Annotated in this window: 29 protein-coding genes and 1 riboswitch; of the genes, 16 read left to right on the top strand and 13 right to left on the bottom strand. The window is 33.0% G+C overall.

The window, feature by feature from the left end:
* Positions 1 to 97: 97 nt before the first annotated feature.
* From AC1Q5Z_RS12625 to AC1Q5Z_RS12575, 11 genes are all read left to right on the top strand, one after another.
* Positions 98 to 760 carry a queuosine precursor transporter gene (locus AC1Q5Z_RS12625; RefSeq protein ID WP_198854529.1) on the top strand — a complete coding sequence of 221 codons (663 nt, stop codon included), beginning with the start codon at positions 98 to 100 and terminating at the stop codon, positions 758 to 760.
* A gap of 16 nt (positions 761 to 776) precedes the next feature.
* Positions 777 to 1,457 carry a hypothetical protein gene (locus tag AC1Q5Z_RS12620; protein WP_492445098.1) on the top strand — a complete coding sequence of 227 codons (681 nt, stop codon included), beginning with the start codon at positions 777 to 779 and terminating at the stop codon, positions 1,455 to 1,457.
* Between the two features lie 32 nt (positions 1,458 to 1,489).
* Positions 1,490 to 2,050 carry a DNA-3-methyladenine glycosylase I gene (locus tag AC1Q5Z_RS12615; protein ID WP_286969657.1) on the top strand — a complete coding sequence of 187 codons (561 nt, stop codon included), beginning with the start codon at positions 1,490 to 1,492 and terminating at the stop codon, positions 2,048 to 2,050.
* 87 nt (positions 2,051 to 2,137) lie between these two features.
* Positions 2,138 to 2,235: riboswitch (TPP riboswitch) on the top strand.
* A 66-nt stretch (positions 2,236 to 2,301) separates the two neighbouring features.
* Complete coding sequence (gene thiS, locus AC1Q5Z_RS12610; protein ID WP_111426250.1) at positions 2,302 to 2,508, top strand: sulfur carrier protein ThiS; 207 nt, start codon at positions 2,302 to 2,304, stop codon at positions 2,506 to 2,508.
* A gap of 145 nt (positions 2,509 to 2,653) precedes the next feature.
* A complete protein-coding gene (gene thiC, locus AC1Q5Z_RS12605; RefSeq protein WP_343588720.1) occupies positions 2,654 to 4,474 on the top strand; it encodes a phosphomethylpyrimidine synthase ThiC in 1,821 nt (606 codons plus the stop codon).
* A gap of 31 nt (positions 4,475 to 4,505) precedes the next feature.
* Positions 4,506 to 5,117, top strand: a complete 612-nt coding sequence (locus AC1Q5Z_RS12600; protein WP_492445095.1) for a thiamine phosphate synthase — start codon at positions 4,506 to 4,508, stop codon at positions 5,115 to 5,117.
* Positions 5,075 to 5,815, top strand: a complete 741-nt coding sequence (locus AC1Q5Z_RS12595; RefSeq protein WP_488754955.1) for a hydroxymethylpyrimidine/phosphomethylpyrimidine kinase — start codon at positions 5,075 to 5,077, stop codon at positions 5,813 to 5,815. The genes AC1Q5Z_RS12600 and AC1Q5Z_RS12595 overlap by 43 nt, the downstream gene beginning before the upstream one ends.
* Positions 5,808 to 6,446, top strand: coding sequence for a thiamine phosphate synthase (locus AC1Q5Z_RS12590; protein ID WP_343588723.1), 639 nt, complete (start codon positions 5,808 to 5,810; stop codon positions 6,444 to 6,446). Before AC1Q5Z_RS12595 ends, AC1Q5Z_RS12590 begins: the two co-directional genes overlap by 8 nt.
* Positions 6,427 to 7,203 carry a thiazole synthase gene (locus tag AC1Q5Z_RS12585; RefSeq protein ID WP_492445094.1) on the top strand — a complete coding sequence of 259 codons (777 nt, stop codon included), beginning with the start codon at positions 6,427 to 6,429 and terminating at the stop codon, positions 7,201 to 7,203. The genes AC1Q5Z_RS12590 and AC1Q5Z_RS12585 overlap by 20 nt, the downstream gene beginning before the upstream one ends.
* Positions 7,204 to 7,350: 147 nt before the next feature.
* Positions 7,351 to 8,502, top strand: coding sequence for a 2-iminoacetate synthase ThiH (gene thiH, locus AC1Q5Z_RS12580; protein WP_492445092.1), 1,152 nt, complete (start codon positions 7,351 to 7,353; stop codon positions 8,500 to 8,502).
* A gap of 55 nt (positions 8,503 to 8,557) precedes the next feature.
* Entirely contained in the window at positions 8,558 to 9,268 is a 711-nt protein-coding gene (locus AC1Q5Z_RS12575) for a HesA/MoeB/ThiF family protein (RefSeq protein ID WP_343588725.1), read from the top strand.
* Here AC1Q5Z_RS12575 and AC1Q5Z_RS12570 read toward each other — a convergent pair.
* The 4 genes from AC1Q5Z_RS12570 to AC1Q5Z_RS12555 form a co-directional block, all read right to left on the bottom strand.
* Positions 9,265 to 10,059, bottom strand: coding sequence for an MOSC domain-containing protein (locus AC1Q5Z_RS12570; RefSeq protein ID WP_492445090.1), 795 nt, complete (start codon positions 10,057 to 10,059; stop codon positions 9,265 to 9,267). The two genes, AC1Q5Z_RS12575 and AC1Q5Z_RS12570, sit on opposite strands and share 4 nt — an antisense overlap.
* 2 nt (positions 10,060 to 10,061) lie before the next feature.
* Positions 10,062 to 10,700 carry a leucyl/phenylalanyl-tRNA--protein transferase gene (gene aat, locus AC1Q5Z_RS12565; protein WP_343588726.1) on the bottom strand — a complete coding sequence of 213 codons (639 nt, stop codon included), beginning with the start codon at positions 10,698 to 10,700 and terminating at the stop codon, positions 10,062 to 10,064.
* Positions 10,701 to 10,821: 121 nt separating this feature from the next.
* Positions 10,822 to 11,193 (bottom strand): DUF3127 domain-containing protein, encoded by a 372-nt coding sequence (locus AC1Q5Z_RS12560; protein ID WP_095927972.1) that lies wholly within the window; start codon positions 11,191 to 11,193, stop codon positions 10,822 to 10,824.
* 32 nt (positions 11,194 to 11,225) lie between these two features.
* The gene (locus AC1Q5Z_RS12555; protein ID WP_492445087.1) at positions 11,226 to 12,101 is read right to left on the bottom strand and encodes a flavin reductase family protein; all 876 of its coding nucleotides are present in this window, start codon (positions 12,099 to 12,101) and stop codon (positions 11,226 to 11,228) included.
* A gap of 160 nt (positions 12,102 to 12,261) precedes the next feature.
* Between AC1Q5Z_RS12555 and AC1Q5Z_RS12550 the strand changes: the two genes are divergently transcribed.
* Positions 12,262 to 13,413: a sensor histidine kinase gene (locus tag AC1Q5Z_RS12550; RefSeq protein ID WP_198854542.1), complete on the top strand. Its 1,152-nt coding sequence runs from the start codon at positions 12,262 to 12,264 to the stop codon at positions 13,411 to 13,413.
* A 51-nt stretch (positions 13,414 to 13,464) separates the two neighbouring features.
* Here AC1Q5Z_RS12550 and AC1Q5Z_RS12545 read toward each other — a convergent pair whose 3' ends face one another.
* Positions 13,465 to 13,854 (bottom strand): HIT family protein, encoded by a 390-nt coding sequence (locus AC1Q5Z_RS12545; protein WP_343588728.1) that lies wholly within the window; start codon positions 13,852 to 13,854, stop codon positions 13,465 to 13,467.
* A 62-nt stretch (positions 13,855 to 13,916) separates the two neighbouring features.
* Complete coding sequence (gene greA / locus AC1Q5Z_RS12540; protein WP_111288069.1) at positions 13,917 to 14,393, bottom strand: transcription elongation factor GreA; 477 nt, start codon at positions 14,391 to 14,393, stop codon at positions 13,917 to 13,919.
* Between the two features lie 157 nt (positions 14,394 to 14,550).
* Here greA and AC1Q5Z_RS12535 point away from each other — a divergent pair, with 157 nt between their 5' ends.
* Complete coding sequence (locus tag AC1Q5Z_RS12535; protein ID WP_343588729.1) at positions 14,551 to 14,967, top strand: Rieske (2Fe-2S) protein; 417 nt, start codon at positions 14,551 to 14,553, stop codon at positions 14,965 to 14,967.
* Between the two features lie 51 nt (positions 14,968 to 15,018).
* Here the strand turns inward: AC1Q5Z_RS12535 and AC1Q5Z_RS12530 are convergent, their stop codons facing one another.
* From AC1Q5Z_RS12530 to AC1Q5Z_RS12510, 5 genes are all read right to left on the bottom strand, one after another.
* The gene (locus tag AC1Q5Z_RS12530) at positions 15,019 to 17,211 is read right to left on the bottom strand and encodes a TonB-dependent receptor (protein WP_198854545.1); all 2,193 of its coding nucleotides are present in this window, start codon (positions 17,209 to 17,211) and stop codon (positions 15,019 to 15,021) included.
* Positions 17,212 to 17,490: 279 nt separating this feature from the next.
* Positions 17,491 to 17,895 carry an alternative ribosome rescue aminoacyl-tRNA hydrolase ArfB gene (gene arfB / locus AC1Q5Z_RS12525; protein WP_343588731.1) on the bottom strand — a complete coding sequence of 135 codons (405 nt, stop codon included), beginning with the start codon at positions 17,893 to 17,895 and terminating at the stop codon, positions 17,491 to 17,493.
* A 1-nt stretch (position 17,896) separates the two neighbouring features.
* Entirely contained in the window at positions 17,897 to 20,011 is a 2,115-nt protein-coding gene (locus AC1Q5Z_RS12520) for a DUF4301 family protein (RefSeq protein WP_492445084.1), read from the bottom strand.
* Entirely contained in the window at positions 19,972 to 20,595 is a 624-nt protein-coding gene (gene pnuC, locus AC1Q5Z_RS12515; protein ID WP_198854548.1) for a nicotinamide riboside transporter PnuC, read from the bottom strand. The genes AC1Q5Z_RS12520 and pnuC overlap by 40 nt, the downstream gene beginning before the upstream one ends.
* Positions 20,596 to 20,616: 21 nt before the next feature.
* Positions 20,617 to 21,345 carry a phosphoglycerol geranylgeranyltransferase gene (locus tag AC1Q5Z_RS12510; protein ID WP_345157203.1) on the bottom strand — a complete coding sequence of 243 codons (729 nt, stop codon included), beginning with the start codon at positions 21,343 to 21,345 and terminating at the stop codon, positions 20,617 to 20,619.
* A 94-nt stretch (positions 21,346 to 21,439) separates the two neighbouring features.
* Between AC1Q5Z_RS12510 and AC1Q5Z_RS12505 the strand changes: the two genes are divergently transcribed.
* The 3 genes from AC1Q5Z_RS12505 to AC1Q5Z_RS12495 all read left to right on the top strand — a co-directional run bounded on the left by AC1Q5Z_RS12505 (position 21,440) and on the right by AC1Q5Z_RS12495 (position 22,801).
* A complete protein-coding gene (locus AC1Q5Z_RS12505) occupies positions 21,440 to 22,036 on the top strand; it encodes a Crp/Fnr family transcriptional regulator (protein ID WP_343588734.1) in 597 nt (198 codons plus the stop codon).
* Positions 22,037 to 22,118: 82 nt separating this feature from the next.
* On the top strand, positions 22,119 to 22,406 hold the full coding sequence (locus AC1Q5Z_RS12500; protein WP_198854551.1) for a hypothetical protein: 288 nt from the start codon (positions 22,119 to 22,121) through the stop codon (positions 22,404 to 22,406).
* Complete coding sequence (locus tag AC1Q5Z_RS12495) at positions 22,403 to 22,801, top strand: group III truncated hemoglobin (protein ID WP_492445081.1); 399 nt, start codon at positions 22,403 to 22,405, stop codon at positions 22,799 to 22,801. The genes AC1Q5Z_RS12500 and AC1Q5Z_RS12495 overlap by 4 nt, the downstream gene beginning before the upstream one ends.
* A 44-nt stretch (positions 22,802 to 22,845) precedes the next feature.
* On the opposite strand, the gene AC1Q5Z_RS12490 is transcribed toward AC1Q5Z_RS12495, so the two are convergent.
* The gene (locus AC1Q5Z_RS12490) at positions 22,846 to 23,496 is read right to left on the bottom strand and encodes a 4'-phosphopantetheinyl transferase family protein (protein ID WP_198854553.1); all 651 of its coding nucleotides are present in this window, start codon (positions 23,494 to 23,496) and stop codon (positions 22,846 to 22,848) included.
* A 5-nt stretch (positions 23,497 to 23,501) separates the two neighbouring features.
* Positions 23,502 to 23,852, bottom strand: coding sequence for a hypothetical protein (locus tag AC1Q5Z_RS12485; RefSeq protein ID WP_492445079.1), 351 nt, complete (start codon positions 23,850 to 23,852; stop codon positions 23,502 to 23,504).
* Positions 23,853 to 24,065: the final 213 nt, after the last annotated feature.

Below are 24,065 nucleotides of genomic sequence, written 5' to 3'. Positions count from 1 at the left end.
ATCGAAAGCAAACTTCATATTTTAAAGGATTATAAAAATAGGTTTCAAAGATTTAAAAGAAATAGTTTATTTTTGAAATATCAATATCAAAAATCAAATGTTTAAGACCAGAAGAGAAATTGTTTTTGTAATTTTAGCAGGAATATTTATAACCAATGCCGTTGTGGCTGAGTTAATTGGAGGAAAGCTAATTCAAATTGGCCCCTTTGTTATGAGTATAGGAATCTTGCCTTGGCCAGTTGTATTTCTAACTACCGATTTGATTAATGATTATTTTGGAGAAAAAGGCGTAAAAAAACTTTCGTTCATAACTGCTTGCCTAATTGCTTACGCCTTCTTGATACTTTTTATGGCAATCACTATTCCAGCAGCAAAAGGAATCAGTCCCGTAAATGATGATCAGTTTCAGGCAGTATTTGGACAGAGTATGTGGATTATTGTTGGAAGTTTAATTGCTTTTATGGCTTCTCAGCTCATTGACGTTTGGATATTTTGGTTTTTCAAAAATAGAACTGGCGAAAAGAAAATATGGCTCCGAGCAACAGGCTCTACCGTAATTTCGCAATTATTTGATTCGTTTATTGTATTAGGGATTGCTTTTTGGCTTCCCGGAAAGATCGATTTTGACACCTTTATATCTTCCGGATTAATAGGTTATACTTTTAAACTTGCAATAGCTATTTTATTAACGCCTGCAATTTATCTAGGCCACCATCTAATTAAAAAATATCTAGATGGAGACCCTGCTCATAAAAAATAAAAAAAACATTTAGGTCATGAAAAAAAATTATCTACTTATTTTATTCTCTGTTACCTATCTATTTTTAAGCTGTGGCAATGGCGAAAAAAAACAACCTAAAAAAGTCATTCAAGCTGTCAATAAATTGACACCAGTTGGCACAAAAGTGAGTCCTAAAGTTGCTCCAAAAAGTACTACTGCACCAAAAGAATTTGACTCAAAAAAAACTATTGTCCAAAAAAATCCTTTTACAATCAAAAATCCGATAGAAATTAAAACGGTAAGTTCTCAAACGGAAAATAATATTGCGAATCCACCAGTTTCTATAAAAAAAGAAGCCAATGAGGAATTATTAAATTTTGTTAATGTTCGCAAAATCTTAGCGAAATGCAAAATGGGCCAGACTATAACTCAAAAACAGCTAACAGAGCATTTTGAAATTCCCGAAGAAGCTGTCAAATTAGTAAAAAGTGTAACCAAAACAGCCGAAAATGAGTTGGCGGTAAAATGGCAATCTACTTGGCTTGTTGAAAGAGTTTCTGATGCCGAACTTGAAGATGGCAAAATGAAAGTGGTTTTTAAAGCCAATAAAATGTATACTTCTGGAAATGCAATTGGCATTAAATACAATAGAAAAATTTATACTAATTTGGTAATTGTTGGACGTTCTGCTTACATTCCGAGTGTAAAAGGATATAGTTGGCAAATTGGCAGATAATAATTTTATAAAATTGCACAATATCAAATCAAATGGAACCAATAAGATGCAGCTGGTGTTCTGCCAGCGATTTATATAAAAAATATCATGACGAAGAATGGGGCGTTCCCGTTTATGACGACCCTACTTTATTCGAATTTTTAATTTTAGAAACTTTCCAAGCTGGTTTGAGCTGGATTACAATTTTAAACAAAAGAGAAAATTTTAGAGCTGCATTTGATTATTTCGATTATAAAAAAATGGCCAATTATTCTGAAGATAAAATCGAAGAGTTAATGCAGAATACTGGAATTATTCGAAACAAATTAAAAATTAAAGCTGCTGTTTCTAACGCTCAAGCTTTTATGAAAGTCCAGGAAGAATTTGGAACTTTCTCTGATTATATTTGGAAATATACTGGCGGAAAACCAATCGTCAACAATTTGAAAAATTCAAAAGATGCTCCCGCGACTACTCCACTTTCAGATGAAATTAGTAAAGATTTAAAAAAAAGAGGCTTTAAATTTGTGGGTTCGACCGTTATTTATGCTCACATGCAAGCCACCGGAATGGTCAATGATCATGTGGAAGATTGCTTTACGAGAAAAAAATAATTTTCAGTCACAGTCGCAGTTTTCAGTTTTTTTTTGAACTTGAAATCTGAAACTTTAAACTTTCAAACAAAATTTTATTACATTTGCTTCACACTTTAGGGGTGTCTACAAAATTGTAGGCTGAGATTTTACCCTCTGAACCTGATCTAGTTCATACTAGCGTAGGGAAAAGTAAGATGACTTCTGCGCGCATTTTTATGCGTTCTTGTAGCCATTCCTAAGGTGTATCTATACACTAAACTCAAAAAGGAATGGAACTTAAAATCAATCAACAAACTAAAAAATTCAATGCTGAATCGCTAAGCGTTCAATCATTGCTCGATCTCGAAATTCCGCACAAACAAAACGGAATCGCTGTTGCTGTCAACAATACTGTTGTTCCAAAACTCAAATGGAACGAATTCTTCGTACAAGAAACCGACGAAATTTTAATTATTTCTGCGACCCAAGGCGGTTAATTTTTGAAATTCCAATTCAGAAAAAACAAATTCCAATTATATACTGGACATAGACGCACTGCAGTGCGTCTCTACAAATAACATTACGAAATAAACACAATCAGAATCAACTTTAAACCTGAAACCTGAAACAAAATCAACAAAAATGAAAGAAGAACAAATATCCAGAACCCCATTTCCGAATTCTAAAAAAGTATATATCGACGGTGAAATTCACCCTATAAAAGTAGCAATGCGTGAAATTACTTTGAGCGACACCAAACTTTCAAATGGCGGAATTGAGAAAAACCCTCCAGTAACGGTTTACGACACTTCGGGAGCTTACACAGATCCGAATATTGAAATTGACATTAGAAAAGGATTGCCACGCTTACGCGAAAGTTGGATTCTAGACCGAAATGATGTTGAAATTCTAGAAGAAATAACCTCAGATTATGGCTTAAGCCGATTGAAAGATGAAAGTTTAAATCATCTTCGTTTTGAATATTTACATCAGCCAAAACGAGCTAAAAAAGGTGCAAACGTAACACAATTGTATTACGCTAAACAAGGCATTATCACTCCAGAAATGGAATATATCGCGATTCGTGAAAATCAGCGAATAGAACTTTTAAACGAACAAACCAAAGCAATGCAATGCCAACATAGCGGTCATAGTTTTGGCGCTAATACTCCAAAAAACAAAATCACACCCGAATTTGTGCGCTCTGAAGTGGCCTGTGGTAGAGCAATTATTCCAAACAACATTAATCACCCAGAAAGTGAACCGATGATTGTAGGTCGTAATTTCTTGGTTAAAATTAATGCCAATATTGGAAACAGTGCTGTGACTTCGAGCATTGAAGAAGAAGTGGAAAAAGCCGTTTGGGCTTGTCGTTGGGGAGCTGACACGATTATGGATTTATCCACAGGAAAAAACATTCACGAAACCAGAGAATGGATTATTAGAAATTCTCCTGTTCCAATTGGAACTGTTCCTATTTATCAAGCTCTGGAAAAAGTAAAAGGAATCGCCGAAGATTTAACTTGGGAAATTTTCCGCGATACATTAATTGAACAAGCAGAACAAGGTGTTTCCTATTTCACGATTCATGCTGGAGTTTTGCTTCGTTACATTCATTTAACAGCAAATCGTGTTACAGGAATCGTTTCGCGAGGTGGATCAATAATGGCAAAATGGTGTTTATTTCATCATAAAGAAAACTTCCTATACACACATTTTGAAGAAATCTGCGAAATCATGAAACAATATGATGTTGCTTTTTCTCTTGGAGATGGTTTACGTCCAGGTTCCATTGCAGATGCGAATGATGCTGCTCAATTTGCGGAATTAGAAACTTTAGGCGAATTGACAAAAATTGCTTGGAAACATGATGTTCAGGTTTTTATTGAAGGCCCAGGACACGTACCAATGCACATGATTAAAGAAAACATGGACAAACAATTGGAACATTGTCATGAAGCGCCATTTTACACTTTAGGCCCTTTAACTACTGATATTGCGCCAGGTTACGATCATATTACTTCGGCAATTGGGGCAGCAATGATTGGCTGGTATGGCTGTGCAATGTTGTGTTATGTAACACCAAAAGAACATTTAGGTTTACCAAATAAAAAAGATGTAAAAGACGGCGTGATTACTTATAAAATTTCTGCTCATGCTGCCGATTTGGCAAAAGGTCATCCCGGAGCACAATATCGCGATAACGCATTAAGCAAAGCCCGTTTTGAATTTCGTTGGGAAGACCAATTTAATTTGGCCTTAGATCCAGATACTGCGAGAGAATTCCACGACGAAACACTCCCTGCGGATGGCGCAAAAGTGGCGCATTTTTGTTCAATGTGCGGGCCAAAATTCTGCTCTATGAAAATATCTCAAGAAATTAGAGATGTCGCTGCTGCGGAAAAAGGAATGAAGGAGAAATCAGAAGAGTTTATTGAACAGGGGAAAGAGATTTATATTTAAGTGAAAAGATAATAGAATCAAGAAGAAAGATATGATTGTAATTTCTAGTCCTTTTGTTGTTGCAAATGAAACGAAGATAGTTCAATCTTTATTTGAAGAAGGATTGTCTTTGTTTCATATTCGGAAACCTGATTTTTCTGAGTTAGAAATGGTGAAGTTTATTCTCCAAATAAAAACCGAATATAGAAATAAACTGGTTTTGCACAATCATCATCATTTAGCAGAAGATTTTGGTATTGAAAAACTCCATTTTTCTGAGAAAGAGAGAAAAAGCAATCTTAATGATCCTGCAAGGTTTTCAAAACCTTGTAGGTCTAAATCAACATCGACACATTCGGTCGAAGATTTTAATTCGTTAGAAAATGATTTTGATTACGCATTCTTAAGTCCTGTTTTTAAAAGTATATCTAAAGAAAATTACCATCCAAAAATCGATTTATTTGAAGCTTTAAAATCAAAAACAAACAGTAAAACAAAAGTCATTGCTTTAGGCGGAATTGATATTGAAAACATTCAAAAAACACTTGAAAATGGCTTTGATGATGTTGCTCTTTTAGGAAGTATTTGGAACCATAAGAATCCGTTAAAACAATTTAAATTATGTCAGAAAATCGCCCATTCGTACTCACAATCGCAGGTTTAGATCCTTCTGGAGGAGCTGGAATTTTGGCCGATATCAAAACATTTGAACAACATAAAGTGACTGGTTTTGCGATTTCTACAGCCAATACAATTCAGACTGAAAATCAATTTTATGAAATTCAGTGGACTGATTTGAGTTTTGTTATTCGTTCTATCGAAACGCTGTTTTTAAATTATAAAATCAGCGTTGTGAAAATTGGAATTGTGTCTTCTTTACCTGATTTAAACCGAATTGTTTCGACTATAAAAATGCTTTCTTCTTCAACAAAAATCGTTTGGGATCCCGTTTTAAAATCAACCACAAAATTTGAGTTTATGAATATTGAAGATCGTTTAGATTTAAATAAAATATTGTCAAAAATCGATTTGATTACGCCTAATTATCATGAAGCTGAGATTCTATTTCCAGATTTCCCTTCTAATGAAAATAGATTTTCAACAAACATTTTATTGAAAGGCGGACATAATGAAAAAGCCTTAGGAACAGATTTTTTATTTCTAAAAAAGGAAGCATTAGAATTGCTTCCATCAGAAAAAAAATGCTTTGAAAAACATGGTTCAGGCTGTGTACTTTCTTCTGCAATTGCTTCGAATTTAGCTTTAAATCAGACATTAAAAGAAGCCTGTGAAAGCGCTAAAATCTATATCGAAAATTACTTGAGTTCAACATCAACTTTAATCGGATATCATTATGTATAGCAAACTTCAATATATCTCGCAAGGCGAAACTATCGAAAAACAATTGTATAATATTCATCAAGCACTCGACGCTGGATGTAATTGGGTGCAAATGCGTTTTAAAAACCAAACACAAAAAGATGCTTTCACTTTAGCGGAAGCGGTAAAACCTTTATGCGAAAAGTACACAGCCAATTTTATTGTAAACGACGATTTACATCTTACTAAAGAAATTGACGCAGACGGTATTCACCTAGGTTTAACCGATACCAAAATTGACGAAGCAAGGGCTTTTTTAGGAACTTCAAAAGTAATTGGAGGTACTGCAAACACTTTTGAAGACATTGAAAATCACGTTAAAAATGGTTGTAATTATATTGGATTAGGCCCTTTTAGATTTACGAATACAAAAGAAAAACTGAGTCCGATTTTAGGATTATCGGGCTATTTTGATATTCTTCAAAAATTGAAAAAAAATAAAATCGAAATTCCGGTTTATGCTATCGGAGGTATTACATTAAGAGATGTGAATCCGTTAATGGAGACTGGGATTCATGGAATTGCCATTTCTGGAATCATTACCGAAAGTGATGAAAAAGAAAAATTGATTCAACAACTAAACGAAAAATTATATGCAAACATCATTGTTTAATATAGGAGATAAAGCCTTTAAATCTCGCTTGTTTCTTGGAACGGGAAAATTTGGTTCAAATGAAGAAATGGAGCAGGCAATTTTAGCTTCGGAAAGCGAATTAGTTACGGTTGCTTTAAAACGCATTGATCTAGAAACTGATACAGATGCCATTTTATCACATTTAAAACATCCAAATATTAATTTATTACCCAACACTTCAGGAGCAAGAAATGCCAAAGAAGCTGTTTTTGCCGCACAATTGTCTCGCGAAGCTTTAGAAACTAATTGGGTAAAACTGGAAATTCATCCTGATCCAAAATATTTAATGCCCGACCCGATTGAGACTTTAAAAGCGACAGAAGAATTGGCTAAACTCGGTTTTATTGTACTTCCGTACATTCACGCCGATCCTGTTTTGTGTAAACATTTAGAAAGCGTAGGGACATCGGCTGTCATGCCTTTAGGCTCACCTATTGGAAGCAATAAAGGTTTAAAAACGATCGATTTCCTAGAAATTATTATCGAGCAAAGTACTGTTCCCGTTATTGTAGATGCAGGAATTGGAGCGCCTTCTGATGCTGCAAAAGCAATGGAAATTGGTGCAGATGCCGTTTTGGTGAATACCGCCATTGCCGTTGCGGGAAATCCAAAATTAATGGCTGAAGCTTTTAAAGAAGCCGTAATTGCAGGTAGAAAAGCTTTTGAAGCTAAAGTTGCCAATCAGCAGAGTTATGCTTCGGCTTCTAGCCCGCTGACTTCTTTTCTTTATGAGTAATTTTAACGCAAAGTTCGCAAGGTGTTTTCGCAAAGTTCGCCAAGCTTTGCGGACTTTTTGTCAAAGACAAGAACTCAAAGCTTAGCGATCTTTGCGTATTCTTAGCGCACTTTGCGCTAAAAAACTTTTGCAGTAAAACTAAATCACATGAATACTTTTAAATCTATTTTTGAGCAATATAATTGGGATGAAATACAATCCAAGATATATAAAACCACATCAAAAGATGTCGAAAGAACTTTGGCTAAAACCAAATACAATCTCGATGATTTTTTGATTTTAATTTCTCCTATTGCTCAAAACTATTTAGAACAAATGGCACAAAAATGCCATGAAATCACAAAAAAACGCTTTGGAAAAACGATTCAAATGTATGCGCCACTTTATTTGAGTAACGAATGCCAAAACATTTGCACCTATTGTGGATTTAGTTTAGACAATAAAATCAAAAGAAAAACACTTTCCGATGCTGAAATAAAACTTGAAGTTGAAGCTTTAAAAAACACTGGTTTTGATCATGTTTTATTGGTTACCGGCGAAGCGAATTATACAGTAAACATCAATTATTTTCTAAATGCAATCAACTTAATTAAAGAAGATTTTTCGATTATTTCTGTTGAAGTTCAGCCACTTTCTACAGAAGATTATCAGCGTTTACATGAAGCTGGTGTTTATTCGGTTTTGGTTTATCAGGAAACATATCATCAGGAAGTTTACAAAAAATATCATACCAAAGGCAAGAAATCTAACTTCGAATATCGATTGGAAACTCCCGACCGAATTGGAACTGCAGGAATTCATAAAATTGGTTTGGGCGTTTTATTAGGTCTAGAAGATTGGCGAACTGATAGTTTTTTCAATGCTTTGCATTTAGATTATCTGCAGAAGAAATATTGGCAAACTAAATATTCCGTTTCTTTTCCGCGTCTTCGACCTGCTGAAGGTATTATCGAACCGAATTTCATTATGGACGATAAAGATTTGACACAATTAATTTGTGCCTACAGATTATGGAATGAAGATTTAGAAATTTCGATTTCGACGAGAGAAAATGAGAAATTTAGAAATAACATTATTCCAATTGGAGTTACAAGTATGAGCGCAGGTTCTAAGACAAATCCTGGTGGCTATGTAGTTGATCCGCAATCTTTGGAACAATTCGAAATTAGCGATGAACGTTCTGCCGAAGAAATTTCAAAAATCATAAAAAATGTAGGCTATGAACCAGTTTGGAAAGATTGGGACAGATCATTTAGTCATAAAGTTGGAAAGTCGAAAGTCATAAAGTCTTTTACTTAGACAAATACTTTTTTGACTTTTGACTTTCGACTTTAAAAACTTTAAGACTTAAAAAATGAGTATTATTCAAGAATTCCTTCGTTACAACAGACAAACTATTCTTCCTGAAATTGGTGACGAAGGTCAGGAAAAACTAAAAAAAGCACGAGTTTTAGTAATTGGAGCAGGCGGATTAGGCTGTCCAATTTTACAATATATTGCAACTGCCGGAGTTGGTTTTATTGGAATTATGGATTTTGATACTATTGAAATTCATAATCTTCACAGACAGATTTTATATACTGAAAATGAGATTGGCCGACAAAAAGCAATTGTTGCAAAAGAAGTGGTTTCTAAACTAAATCCGTTGATTCAAGCTGTGGCAATTAACGAAAAAATTACAGCAGAAAATGCATCAAAAATAATTGAACAATATGATATTGTTGTAGATGGGTCTGATAATTTTTCAACTCGTTATTTAGTCAATGATACTTGCATCGAATTGAAAAAGCCTTTGGTTTATGGAAGTATTTTAAAATTTGAAGGACAAATTGCTGTTTTCAACCATAACGGAAGTAAAAATCTTCGCGATTTGTTTCCAGAAATGCCAGATCCAAAAGATGTTCCAAATTGTAATTTAAATGGTGTTTTAGGAACATTGCCTGGAATTATAGGCAATATGATGGCACACGAAACATTGAAATTGATTCTAGAATTACCAACTTTAAATAACGAATTGATACTTTTTAATACTCTAAATTGGAATTTTATAAAGCTGAATTTCTAAAAAATGACCTCATCGCCTACACTGATAATCCCTGAATTCAGACTCACAAGATTAGTTCCGAATAAAACTGAATTATCTACATTTCTGTATTTGCTCAAGGTTTTTAGAGGTTCTTTTTTTACAATTCCTTTCTGCGGATCGTTGTTTACCATAATACATCTTCCGCAAGGTTTTATGTTTTTAAACTGAACTTCTCCAATTTTAAAATCCTTAAAACCATCTTCTTCATGAGCATTTTTCGTACTTACCACAATGTTTGGACGAAATCTTTTAATGGTGATTTTTTCTTCTAATTTTTCATTTAAAAAATCAAGACTTTCAGTTCCAATTAGCAGATAAGGATAACCATCAGCTAAACTTACATTATAGGTTTCGTTTGTTCTCGAACTTTCATGTTTACGATCTCCAATATTATTGATTTTTACCAATTTGCACTCAAATCCTAGTTTGTCGCTAAACCATTTTGAAGAGTTTTTATTTACTTCGAAAACTTCACTTTTATCGTCCCAAACTTGAGATTCTATTGCATTTTCTAAATGTTCATTAATAGAAAAATCATGCGTTTCTCCTTCAAAAGTAATTTGAATTTTGTCTCCCAAAATCTCAGGATAAAACTGACTCATTATTGGGTATTCTCTTTGCGTAACGTGAACATTTTCTGTATTAATCAGCATCCATCTTCGATCATTTTCAAAACCCATTTCTTCAGCATTGGCACTTTTTACACTAATGCCTGCCAAGCTTTTTATCGGATAAATATAAATTTCTTTTACACTATAGACTGCACTCATTTTTATTCACTTTTTAAAATAGCCATAAATTCCTCTCGATCAATTTCGCGACAACCCAAACTATCCAAATGCGGGTTATAAACTTGACAATCAAGCAATTTATAATTTTCTTCTTCTAAATGTTTTACTAGGGATATAAAAGCCACTTTTGAAGCATTTGATACTTTAGAAAACATACTTTCTCCGCAAAAAACATGTCCCAAATCGACGCCATACAAACCTCCAACTAAAACATCGTCTTGCCAAACCTCAACCGATTTTGCAATTCCTTGCCGATTAAGTTCGCAATACGATTCTACTATATCATCTGAAATCCAGGTTCCGTCCTGACCAATACGTTGTATTTTTTGGCAGTTCGAAATTACTTCTTTAAAGTTGGTATTAAAGGTAACTGTAAATTGTTTTCTGTTTAAAATATTCCGCATGCTTTTAGAAATAACTAATTCGTCTAAAAACAAAACCATACGAGGATCTGGCGCCCACCAAAGGATAGGCTCACCTTCATTAAACCAAGGAAAAATCCCTCTATTGTAAGCCAGTTTTAAGCGTTCAGGACTTAAATCACCACCAACAGCCAGAATACCTTCTTCATCGGCTTCTGAAACGGGCGGAAAATATAAATTATCAAATAAGAAATACATTATTTAAATTTCAATGATAAAATTCTACTTAGAAGTATTAATTCAAAAACAAAATTCCAAATCCCAAACTCACGCGAATGAATTGGAATTTGGAATTTAAAATATTGTAATTTCTAAACTCTTAGAACGGTAAATCGTCTGGTTCGTCTTCGTTTATACTTGTTGCTGGTGCAAAAGTTTCTGCAGCTGGCATTGGAGCTCCTTGCGCTGGTCCTTCTGGAGCTAATCTTTCGATTCTCCAACCTTGAATACTATTGAAGTATCTAGTTTCTCCTTGTGGGTTAACCCATTCTCTTCCTCTTAAATTGATAGAAACTTTTACTGCATCTCCTTGTTTATAGCTACTCAACAAATCGCATTTATCTTGTGTAAATTCGATTAAAATATGTTGTGGATACTGCTCCTCAGTAGTAACAACTAACTCTCTTTTTTTGAATGAGGCACTAACTTGCTGCTCTGGGTTAACCACTTTTACTTTTCCTGTAACTTCCATCTTCGTCTATTTAATTATTGTTTCTATTTCTTTTATTTCTTCGCTAAAAGCACTTTCCATGCCGACTCTACATCGCCATTATCCAGATATTTTTTGGCTTCTAAGTGCACTTTTTTCTGGTCGTCTGAGCTTAAAACTCCTTTGACTGCAAAATTTGCTTTCACAAATATAGTAACTTCTTCTGTTGTAGGCAAGGCTTCTATATTCCCTAATTTTCCTAAATCATTCCCATCAAAAACATCGCTTTCTTTTACAAAATTTGGTATTGCATCCACTCCTACTCCTAGTGTTGTTAAGGGTTTTGCAACTTCAAAAAGCCCTTGATTTGATCTTGAATACCAATTATTTCCAAGTCTTGAAACCAAGTCAATTTTATGCTGGTCTATTGCTCCGTTTTCATCTAAAATCGATTCGTCAATATGAATTTTAACAACTTCGCATAAAATCAAATTTCCTGCTCCACCTTCTGTTCCTAACGGAATAATCTGCGTAATCTTGCATTCAAACTGAACTGGAGATTCTTTTACGCGATATGGTTTTACTAAATCTGATGGAATTTGCGTTAATCCTGCTTTGACAAATTCATTTACGCCATCTCCGTATTCTGTGCTTGCTAAAGAAGTTTGCTGTACGATATCGTAATTTACAACATTTATTACTACTTCTTTAGTTGCTTCAGCATTAATTAAAGTATGTTTAATTGTATTATCTCGAACACGTCTTGAGGGCGAAAAAACCAAAATCGGAGGATTGGCACTAAACACATTAAAGAAACTAAACGGAGACAAATTGGGAATGCCTTTTTCGCTAATTGTACTCGCGAAAGCAATAGGTCGTGGACCAATTGAACTCTGTAAATAGCCTTGTAATTTGGCCGTTGGTATCTCTTTTGGGTTAATGCTGATCATACTTTAAAATTTAAACAGAATCTCATTTTAGCAGCTACAAAAGTATTGAAATGGTTTAATTAGAAGAAATAGTTTTGCAGATAAAAACGAAAAATCTTTAAGCATTGGCAAAATATAAAATGTGTATATTTCGTTATATTTATACCACAAAATAACTGATATGTCTTTTTCTGAAAGAACAAATACTACGCGCTGGATTATTATTTCGGTTTGCTTTATAATCATTTCTCTAATTCTTTGGAATACTTATACTTTCTTCCAGATTTTTAAAAATGAGGAGCGTTTAAAAATGAACCTTTTTGTAAATGCTCAAATTACATTGGTTAATGCTAATGAAAATACTGATGTTGAATTGCCTCTTCAGATTTTTAGCAATAATACTTCTATTCCGGGCATTATAATGCTTTATGACAATGTAGTGAGTTCTGTAAACGTTCCTGATGAAATACTTAATGACAAGAAAAAAAGAACGGCTTTCTTAAATAAGCTTAAAAATGAAAATGAACCAATCACTTTTGAATACGCCCCAGGAAAATACCAGACTTTATATTATGGCAATTCTGCGTTGCTAAACAAACTCAAATATTATCCAATTGCGTTGCTTCTTATTATTTTCCTTTGCATTGCATTAATTTATAATTTCTATAAAAGCACCAAAATGGCAACTCAAAATAAGCTTTGGGCAGGAATGGCAAAAGAAACGGCACACCAAATTGGCACTCCGCTTTCTTCATTAATTGGCTGGGTTGAAATTTTAAAAACAGAAGAAATTGATCCTTCTATAAGTATCGAAATTGAGAAAGATATAGAACGTCTTCAGACTATTACAGATCGTTTTTCTAAAATTGGTTCAGTGCCGGTTTTAGAACTTCACGATATTGTCGACGAAACCAAAACGGCTTATGAATATTTGCAATCTCGTTTTTCTAAACAAGTTACATTTTCTTTTCAGGCACCAAACGAACCCATTTTAGGAATGATAAACCCAACATTACACAGTTGGACTATAGAAAATTTAGTGAAAAATGCAATTGATGCCATGAAAGGAAAAGGAACTCTTGATCTTCAAATTGAACAAGATGCTCATCAGGTAAAAATCAATATTAAAGATTCTGGAACTGGAATTCCAAAAAAACAATTTAAAACCATTTTTGAAACTGGTTTTACAACCAAAAAACGCGGTTGGGGACTTGGACTTTCTTTAACTAAAAGAATTGTCGAGGAATATCACAACGGTAAAATCAAAGTTCTTCATTCTGAAATTGGGAAAGGAACTACTTTTCAGATTTCATTAAATAAAAAAGTGCAGTAATAAATTTTACTGCACTTTCACTTTATTGTCAGGTTGAGCGAAGTCGAAACCTTATAAATTTGATTGAATATCTTTTGCTAAAGCTTCAAATTCTTCTTTTGAAAGTGAAACTTTATCAATAAAACGCATTTCGTCCATGTGGTTTAACGGAATCAAATGTACGTGTGCATGAGGCACTTCAAGTCCTACAACCGCTACTCCGATTCTTTTGCATGGAACTGTTTTTTCTAAAGCTGCAGCGACTTTTTTAGAAAATTTCATTAAACCTAAATACAACTCTTCATCCATATCAAAAATCTTATCGATTTCTTGTTTCGGGATACAAAGCGTATGTCCTTTAGCGTTCGGATTTACATCTAAAAATGCTAGATAGTTTTCGTCTTCAGCAATTTTATAAGCTGGAATTTCTCCATTTACTATTTTAGTGAATATTGTACTCATTGTTTATTCGTTTATTTGGTTAATCGTTTAACCGATTTAACGATTAAACGGTTAAACTAAATTTAGTCTCTTGAGATTTCTAGAATTTCAAATTTAAGAACTCCATTTGGAACTGTAATTTCAGCTACTTCTCCAACAGATTTTCCTAGCAAACCTTTTCCTATAGGAGAAGTTACAGAGATTTTTCCTGTTTTTAAATCTGCTTCACTTTCAGCAACAAGCGTATATTTCATTTCCATTCCGTTGCTTTGGTTTTTGATTTTTACATTCGATAAAACCAAAACTTTAGAAACATCTAGTTGAGACTCGTCAATTAATCTTGCATTTGCATATACTTCTTCTAGTTTAGAAATTCTCATTTCTAACAAACCTTGTGCTTCTTTTGCTGCATCATATTCCGCATTTTCAGACAAATCACCTTTATCTCTTGCATCCGCAATATCTTGAGATGCCTTTGGGCGCATTACACTTTTTAAATGCTCCAATTCATCTTTTAATTTTTTTAATCCTTCTGCTGTATAATAAGATACTTTACTCATAACTTCATCGTTTATATAAATACAAAAAATCCCATCGCGACGGGATTTTCTTACCACAAATATACTATAATTTTTAATAGTACATAATTATATGTTAATCATATAGATTTCAAATCTAAATAAATTATTTTTGTTTTAACTAATTCTTATTCAAATAATGAAAAAAATCTGGTTTTTTATCGCTTTTACTGCTATTTTATTCTCTTGCAGCGACAACAACAGAAGTAGCAACAATCCTTACATTCCTAATTATTCTATAAACGCATATCTTGACACTAATTTACCAACGTATAACAAATTATTATATCCAAGTAATCCTGTTTTTGTTGCCAATTATGGAGCAAAAGGGATTATTGTAATGAAAACCGGCGAGGGAACTTATACTGCTTTTGATGCAGCTTGTCCAAACCAAGCCTTGACTTCTTGTACTCCAATGACAATCGATGGAATTTATGCTGTTTGCTCCTGCGATAAAACGCAATACAACTTATATACAGGACTTGGCGGAAAAGAATATCCGATGAAACAATATCGTGTCGAATCTTCTGGAACCGTAATTCACGTATACAATTAAAAACAAAAAAGCCTGAAAATAATTTCAGGCTTTTTTTGTGTCTTAACTTAATTAGAATTTCAAACTCAAACCAATTAAGAAGTTTGTTCCTGCTTGCGGATAATAGTATGGGTAAACGTCCCACATTGCTCCGTTTGAAACATATTTCTTGTCGAAAATATTATTCACCAAAGCTGTAATTGTTATCGATTGAAAAATTGTTTTTGGTTTTATTTCATATGATGCATTAAAATCGTTTACGAAGTAGTCTGCCAGTTTAGCTGCCGGAAGTTCAATATTGTTCATGTATTGTTCTCCCACATATTTTTGCAATAATGAAAGATACAATCTCTCCATAGGTTTATACACAATAACGTTTCCTGCAATTACTTCTGGAGAATAGGCAATTTTTGTAGTTCCGTAAAATTCTCCATCAACAGCTAAATCTACGTTTTTGTTGCTGCTTAAAGTAAAGTTTGGTCTTAGAGTGAATTTCTCAGAAAGTGCAATCGTCGCATCAAACTCAAAGCCTAAACGGTAGCTTTTCTCTGTATTAGCGCGAATCGGGTTTCCAACATCGTCTAATCTTCCCGTTAAAATCAATTGATCTCTATATCCCATATAATATAGGTTCGAATTCAATTGAAATTTCTCTGAATTGAATCTCCATCCTAACTCAAAATCATTCAGTTTTTCTGGTTTTACATTTCCACCTTCGTAATCTGTTCTGTTTGGTTCACGATTCGCTCGTGCGTAAGAGAAATACAAAGTGTTTTTTTCATTGAAAGCATAATTCAAACCAGCTTTCGGATTAAAGAAATTAAAATTATCATCTACCAAACCAGTCTCTTTACTATTTGCTTTATATTTCACATTTCTGTATTGCAAATCTCCGTAGAAACTTAATTTTTCTGTGAATTGATAATTTGCTTTCGCGAAAACATTACCATCCGTTTTTGACGAATAATCATCGTAATAATGAGCTCCTAACGCTGACTGATCTGAATATTGTGCCCAGATTACTTTTCCAAAATGGTCTCCTTCATATTTATTCCAACCTCCTCCTAAAATAACATTTAGTTTTTCTGTTACATATTTAGCAGAAAAAGTCGTTCCATAGAAATCATTATCCAACCATTTTTGACGAATCAAATCGGTTACTGGAATTAAATTCCCATTATCATCTTCAACTGTTTTTGTTGGTTGAATTGGTCCATAACCTTCAACAGGTTCATCTTCTTTATAATTTTCGTAATATCCTTTTCCTTTTGTATAATGAAATGCCAGATTTGTACTCCATTTATCAGAAATAGATTCACTCCAGTGCAATTGATAATGATCTTGATTATAGTTATCAGTTTCGTTATCATAGAAATGTACATTTCCTGCATCGTCTGTGTACATTCCTGCAGAATTAAAAGTACGATTTGTATTAAGAGTCTCTGCATCGATTCCGTTCCAAGATTGGTACGTTTTTTCAGTTCCACCAAAGACTAAAGCTTTTATCAAAGTCGTTTTGCCTACGTAAGTTCCTTGCAAGAAATATGATTTTAAATCGGCGCTTCCGCGATCAATATATCCGTGTGTTTTTATTGTAGACAAACGCCCAGCAATCTCAAAATGATCATTTAATAAACCTGTACTAAACTTTACAGTATTTTTAATTGTATTGAATGATCCTGCAGAACTTGAGATTTCACCTGTCGCTTTTCTAGCATAACTATCAGTCAGTAAATTTAAACTGGCTCCAAATGCTCCTGCCCCATTTGTAGAAGTTCCAACTCCACGTTGCAACTGAAGACTTTCTACAGAAGAAGCAAAATCGGGCATATTTACCCAAAATGTTCCTTGGCTTTCTGCATCATTGTAAGGAATTCCGTTTATAGTTACGTTTACACGTGTAGCATCACTTCCACGAACGCGAATTCCTGTGTAACCCACACCGTTTCCAGCATCTGAAGTCGTTACAACTGAAGGCATATAATTCATCAGAACAGGAATATCCTGACCTAAATTTCTATACTTAATTTCTTTTTTATCCATATTACTAAAACTCACTGGAGTCTTAGAAGTAACACGAACTGCAGAAACCAAAACCTCATCTAGAGAATTTACTTTGGTAGAATCTTTCTGTTGCTGTTGCGCAAAAGAAAATAGAGTAAAGAGTAAAGAAAATGAAGAAAAAACAAATTTGGCTCCGACTACATTTTGAGCCTGTGAACCTTTGTACCTCTGTGCCTTAGCACCTAAAAAAACAGTTTTCATTCGTAAAGAATTACGAATAAAAGGGGGAATTATTCTTTGTTAAATTAATAAATGTGTTTCACGACAAAATAAAGTGTGCACGCTCGATAGTGTCGTTTTCCCTTAGCAACATTACTCGCTCAGGTTCTTTGGGTATGATCTCAGCTCGTTATTTGGAGCACCCCTTTGAGACAGTGCAAATGTAATGTTAAAATATTTAAAACTCCAAAAAAGAAATTCCAAATTCCAAAACAGACTTATTTCGACTGTTTTGGAATTTGGAATTTTAAAAATTGGAATTTAATCCAAGTTCGGTTTTCTTCTAGATTGTTTTAGATCAGAAATATTCTTTTTATCCTTGATTCTTTTCTTAATTACAGCTTTTGGAACTTTTGTAGCTTTTCTAACTTTCGGAACATAAAGTCCTTTTTTGATAATTTCCAAAAATCGTTTGGTTACAATTTCTTTATTTTTAAGCTGGCTTCTGTCTTCATCGCAATTTAAAATCAGGATATTTTCAGAAGTTAAACGCCCTGAAATATTAGTTAGCAAAAGCAATTTTTCTTCATCAGATAAAGCCTGAGAAGTATTTAAATCAAAATTCAGCACTACTTTAGACGAAACTTTGTTCACGTTTTGTCCGCCCGATCCACTACTGCGGACGGCTTTAAAGTTTAATTCTGATATGATTTTTTCTCCATCCATATTATTGTGGCTGATGCGCCGTTTTCAATAAATCGTTTACTGTTTTTACAGGATTAAAAGTAATTAACGGAACAGCTACAAAAATAGTTAGCCAGTTGGCCATTGATCCGTTCCATAAACCAGGCAATTCATAACTTTTTACCGTTTTCCCGTCAACACTTTTCTCTACAATAAAACCAGCTTTTTGATCTACAAACTGCAATAAATCAAACTTTTCGTTTTTATAATTTTTAATACCGCAAACTAAATCTACTGGATTAAAATGCGTTGATTCAGTTAAAATTGACTGCTGTTTTTTACTTGTCAAATCTACCTGAGATGTTTCTACAATTTGAAGAGAAGCCACCCCTTTATCATTCATCACCCAAAACGGGCCACCTCCAGGTTCTCCTTCATTTTTTACCATTCCGCAAACACGAATTGGTCTATCTAGAAGTTCTTTAATCTTACTTATTTTATTCTCAAAAGTAAATTTATTGAAATCATTACTAATCTCAATATTTAGCTCTTCTTTTAAAAATAGAACAATATCTGCTAAATGATTTTCTTCAATCTTATTTTGGTCAATTAATTGTAAATAAGAAAAAACCTTTTGCTGCACTTCAATTAAAACGCCTGCCAATGCTTTTTTGTACAATGTAATTTTATCAATATGGTTCTGAATTACGTTGTCGATATTTTTAATGAAAATCACATCAGCATCAAGATCATTTAAATTTTCAATCAAAGCTCCATGCCCGCCTGGTCTAAAAATTAAACTACCGTTTTTATCTTTTACCAATTTGTTTCCTTCGTCGATAGTAATAGAATCAGTGCTTTTATTTTGATACGAGTATCCGATATTGATTTTCACACCAGATGGTTCTTCAATTTTTTCTATAACCTCATCAACTCCCTTATAAAATAAGTTTTGGTGAATTTCTGAAACTGTAAAATGCAGATTGGATATCTTGTTTGAAGTTGCATAATGTATACATTCGTTTAAATGCTCTTCAATTGGATTTGCAATATGAGTTTCATATAAATGAAAAGGCAATACTGCTTTTGGCTTATTAGCAAAATCAAAATAGTCTGGAGATAATAATAATTTTATAAAATAATAATTCTTATTATCTCTCTCGAGAGTTTCAAAATCAGGATATATTTCTCTTAATTTTTGATCTACTGTCTTGAAAAAAGGAAATTTATCCATTCCAATAATAAAAATGGCTAATTCTTTATCTTTTTTCCTATTGATATAACCGTTTATTGTTTCTTTTTGAATATCAAAATCATTCAAAAAAGCCGTCAAAAACTTAAACATTCTTGTTGCCGCACCAGAAGCTGGAACAAACTTTTTAATCTTTAATTTTTCTTTCTGGTCATCAAAAAAAATAGCTTTTTCTTCAAAATCTTTTTCTGATAAACTTAGAATTCCATTACCAATTTTAGCAGGACTCACTAAATTGCTCTTTACAATTCCGTTTTCAAGAAACTCTAATTGTTTTAAAATAGCGTCAAAAGAAATTCCTCTATTGTATATCTGTACAAAATCACTTGGCAAGAAATTATGCTCTTTTGCAATAGTCAAATTATCAATAATTGATATTGCTTTCGCTAATCTCGTTTCTTTATCTCCAGATAAAATTATGAAAGGTTTATTGGTATCTATTAAAGTCTGTTTAAAAACAGAAAATACGCTTTCTCTACCTTCAGGAGTATCGCGAATATCGTCTTTTTCCCAAGGAACATCAATATCTGTAAGGAAAAATAAATCGTATTCGTGTTTTAGCGCCGCTTCATTCAAAAGCGGATCACAAAAACCGTAATACATTTCAGAAAACACTTTGGTTACCATCAAATTGGTATCACAAAACAAGTATTTATTTGCTTTTGCTAATCTTTCATTTTCCAATGCAGTCTGACCATATGCAATTGGCATCATATCATCTGCTACGCAAATATGCTGGTTTTCTTCCCATTTTTCTTGCAAATAATCACGAGCAAATTCAGGAACCCATTCTGTTTCGTAGTAATCTGCAAGCTGTTTTGCTAGGGTTGTTTTGCCTGTACTCTCAGGCCCAAACAAAGCAATTTTTATGATGGTTGTTTTTTGCTGTCTAAGATCTTTCTCCATTCTAAATAAGCTGAAATAGCCAAAATTGTAAAAATTATGTACTGAAGTGACAACATCCCTAAACCACGATAAGCGTAGAGAGGCACAACAATAATATCACCAATAATCCAAAGTGTCCAGTTTTCTATTTTCTTTCTGGCCATATACCACATTCCTGCGAAAAATATTCCTGACGAAATCATATCAACATAATTGTCTTTATGAATTTCATAATCAAAATATTTATAAATCCCGAAAACTACAAAAACAGTTACAATAAACAGTAAGATTCCGATTATTTTTTCATTAAAATTTGTACGGGTAATTGGCAAATTGTCTTCGGCTGTTCCGCCTTTTGCCCACACATACCAGCCGTAAATGCTCATTATTGAGAAATAAGCATTAATAATCATGTCTCCTATATAACCTGCAATATAAAGCAGATAAACTGATATAACAGTTGCAATTAACCCTGTTGGATACACCCAAATGTTTTCTTTTTTAGCAAACCAAACACTTAAAATTCCGCAAACAAATACTAAAAACTCTAAAGCAATATGCCATAGCGGTGCGTTTTTATAACTGTCTAAAAAAAAATCTATCATTAGAGATGTGGTATTTGGCGTTTATTGTTCAAAAAAATGACTGTTGTTTTCAAAAGCTGTTCCAATAACAACCAAATCTGCACCAGCCTTATAGGCTTTCTGAATTCCCTGCAAATCTACAATTCCTCCACCAACAATAACAGGAATTTCAATATTTTGAGAAATCATCTCAATCATTTCTGTCGGAACAGGCTCTTTTGCGCCGCTTCCGGCTTCTAAATAAATCAGTTGGTTTCCTAACATTTCCCCTGCCTGCGCTGTTGCCAAAACCAACTCAAGATTTTTTCTGCTTAAGGGTTTTGTTTTACTTACACGAGCCACAGCAGTTTCGTTACCACTTTCTATTAAAATATAACCTGTAGAAATGACTTCTAGATTTGTTTTTTTTAGAATTGGAGCAGCTTGAACCTGGTATTCAATCAAATAATCGGGATTTCGACCCGACAATAAAGACAGAAATAAAATACCATCGGCCTTTACTGAAATTTGAGAAGGGTCTCCAGGAAACAAAACAACAGGAAGATTCGTTTTTTGCTTTAATTCCGAAATCAATTCTTCTAAAATGTTATTCTGAACAATACTTCCTCCAACAAAAATATGAGTTGCAGGCGAACCATTAATTTTTTCAATTAAATAATTAACATTTTCCAATACAATTTTATCAGGATCCAAAAGCACTGCCAGTAATTTTTGGCCATTGCTTTTAGCTTCTAAAATCTGTTGTCTTATAGTGAGAATTTGTTCTTGCATACAAGGTGTAAAAGTAAAAGATTTTTAGTGCAGAAGAACTATTTTGAATGAATTATATTTGTTGTACGTCTTTTGATAACGTAAACAATGCATTATGATTACAGTAGAATTACTAGAAAAATACGGTGTAGTTAAAAAATCTTTCGATAAAAATGATATTATTTTTGAAGAAGGAAATCTTCCATTACATTATTACCAAGTTATTTCTGGCGAAGTAAAAATGAGCAATTACAATGATGACGGACGTGAATTTATTCAAGGAATATTTTACAATGGACAATCTTTTGGCGAACCTCCTTTATTCTTGAATCAAAAATATCCAGCAAATGCAATTGCGGTAGAGAATGCAGAAATTTTTATTCTTCCGAAAGAGAACTTCATGAAACTTTTAGAAGAAAACCCAAAAGTAAGCATTAAAGTAATTGAGAATCTTGCACAGCGATTGTATTATAAATCGATTATGGCCGCAGAAATCTCAACACACGAGCCAGAACATCGCGTATTGAAACTGATTGATCACGGAATTGCTTACTTCAACTTTCAAAAAGATAAAAATGGTTATCTTATCAATTTTACCAGACAGCAAATTGGAGATTTAACTGGTTTACGTGTAGAAACCGTTATTAGAACCATAAAAGCATTGGAGAAAAAAGGCGAATTGAAAATTATTAACCGAAAAGTATACAGATAAAAAAAATCCCATTTTATGATTAAAGTCATAAAATGCAACACTATTGTCGTCGTAATTTTGTTCATATAAAAAACTGAATATCATGACACTATATCAAACAACATTCGACATTTTCAATAGAAATTATATGGGTTCTGCTGCAATGGCAGTAATTGGACAAAGCTGTTTAGGAGGCGCTGCTGCTATGTATGTTTTAGCCAACGGAACTTCTATCCCGCAAATGATTCAATTAGGAATTATTGTTTTAGCTTGTGTTTTTGCAAATACATCTATATTGGCACAAATGAAACATAAAGTAGTTTTCAATCTTATTATGCTAAGCGCAACTTTAAGCTTGTTTTTTATACTTTTAAATAGTTTGATTCTATGAAAAAACAAATAGAAAATAGAACTGATGTGTCTTTTTTAGTACATCAGTTTTATACTAAAATAAGAGCCGATCGAGAAATCGGCTTTTATTTTAATGAAATAATTTCTGATTGGGACGCACATCTTGAAAAACTAACTGATTTTTGGGAAACAAATCTATTTGGTGTTCGCAAATACAAAGGAAATCCACATGAGGTTCACAATGAGGTTGATGCTCATTTTGACGAAAAAATTACACCAAACGAATTTGGAATCTGGCTTAATCATTGGTTCCAAACTATTAATGAACATTTTGAAGGTGAAAATGCCGATACATTAAAAAGACGCGCTAAAAAAATGAGTACTTTTTTATATATGAGTATGTTTCAGCATCGCCAAAAAGAAAGTGAAGTTTAAATAACTCATCGCAAATTATGAAACCTGATACTGCGCCTTAAAAGTTATTTTTCAAAGGCATAAACCAAAGTAAATATCCCTTCAAAATTATCCGATCTGACTTCCTGATAATGTACATCAAAATCTTTTATCAAATCATCAAAATGGAGGCTAGAAACGGTTTGATTTTCCTTTAAAGAAAAATTATTAACGTTGATATGGTCTTTAAAACTGATACCTTTTTCATTTCTAATTTTAAAGATTGCCTCTTTGGCTCCCCAAATCACGGTAAGTTTTTTTATGTATTCTTCTACAAATTCTGGTTTTAAATAACTGCATTCAAAATCAGTGAATTTATCTGCAATTCTCTGAATTTTTTCGCGTTGCAATTCCATATCAATTCCAACTTTTTCGTCACTTATAATAATTGCCGAAAAATGGTACGAATGCGTAATTGATATATGGTTATGACAATCAAAATATGGTTTCCCAAACTCGTCATAATGCAAATCTTTATCAGTAAAACCCATTTCCTGAATCAGCATTCGAACACTTAAAAAAGCACGCTGATGCATTTGAGACTTCATTCCTTCCAATCTCTTTTGTGTTTTCTCTTTCAATACCACTTTACTCAATAATTCTTCAAGAGATTCTGTTATTTCCCAAATTAAGATCTTGGTTGTTTTGTTAAATTGTATGGTTTTATATAATGGCATTACTTTTAATTTGGAGGAGTTATATCATCTTCTACTTCTGAACTTAAACCTGTAATATCATTTTCATGAGGCATTACATAGTAAAAATTCCACTTTTTATTTGCTTTCTTACAAGCTGCTATATAAGTGTTTTTATAAATTTCTTTCAAAAAAAGATCCTCACACTTATCTAATTCTTTACTAAACACTAATTTACTAAATATTAAATTCTCTGCCTCCGTAGGTTTTCTCCACGGATTTTCCAAAGACACCTCTTCCCCTGCAATCATTACTGTCTCTGGTTCAATAAGTCTATTACACACCTTTGTTAAAAACAAAACAAAAACAACTATTAATATATATTTAAAAAATTTCATCTAATTAATTATTCTTTCTCTATATATGCAATACAAGTACTTACTCGATCGACACTGCATAAAAGATGCAGGAGATAGGATAATTAGCTTTTAAAAACCTTTACAACTAACTTTCTAAAGATTAAGAAATTAAAGATTTCACAAATCTGACAGAAATTAGTAAAATTCAAAAGCTATTCCCTAAATTTGCAAAAATTTTACAATACAAATATA

Source organism: Flavobacterium sp. GW823-FHT06G12 (genome assembly GCF_058794775.1).
The sequence above is the reverse complement of the archived record's forward strand: the minus strand, read 5'-3'. Positions and strand labels throughout refer to the sequence as shown.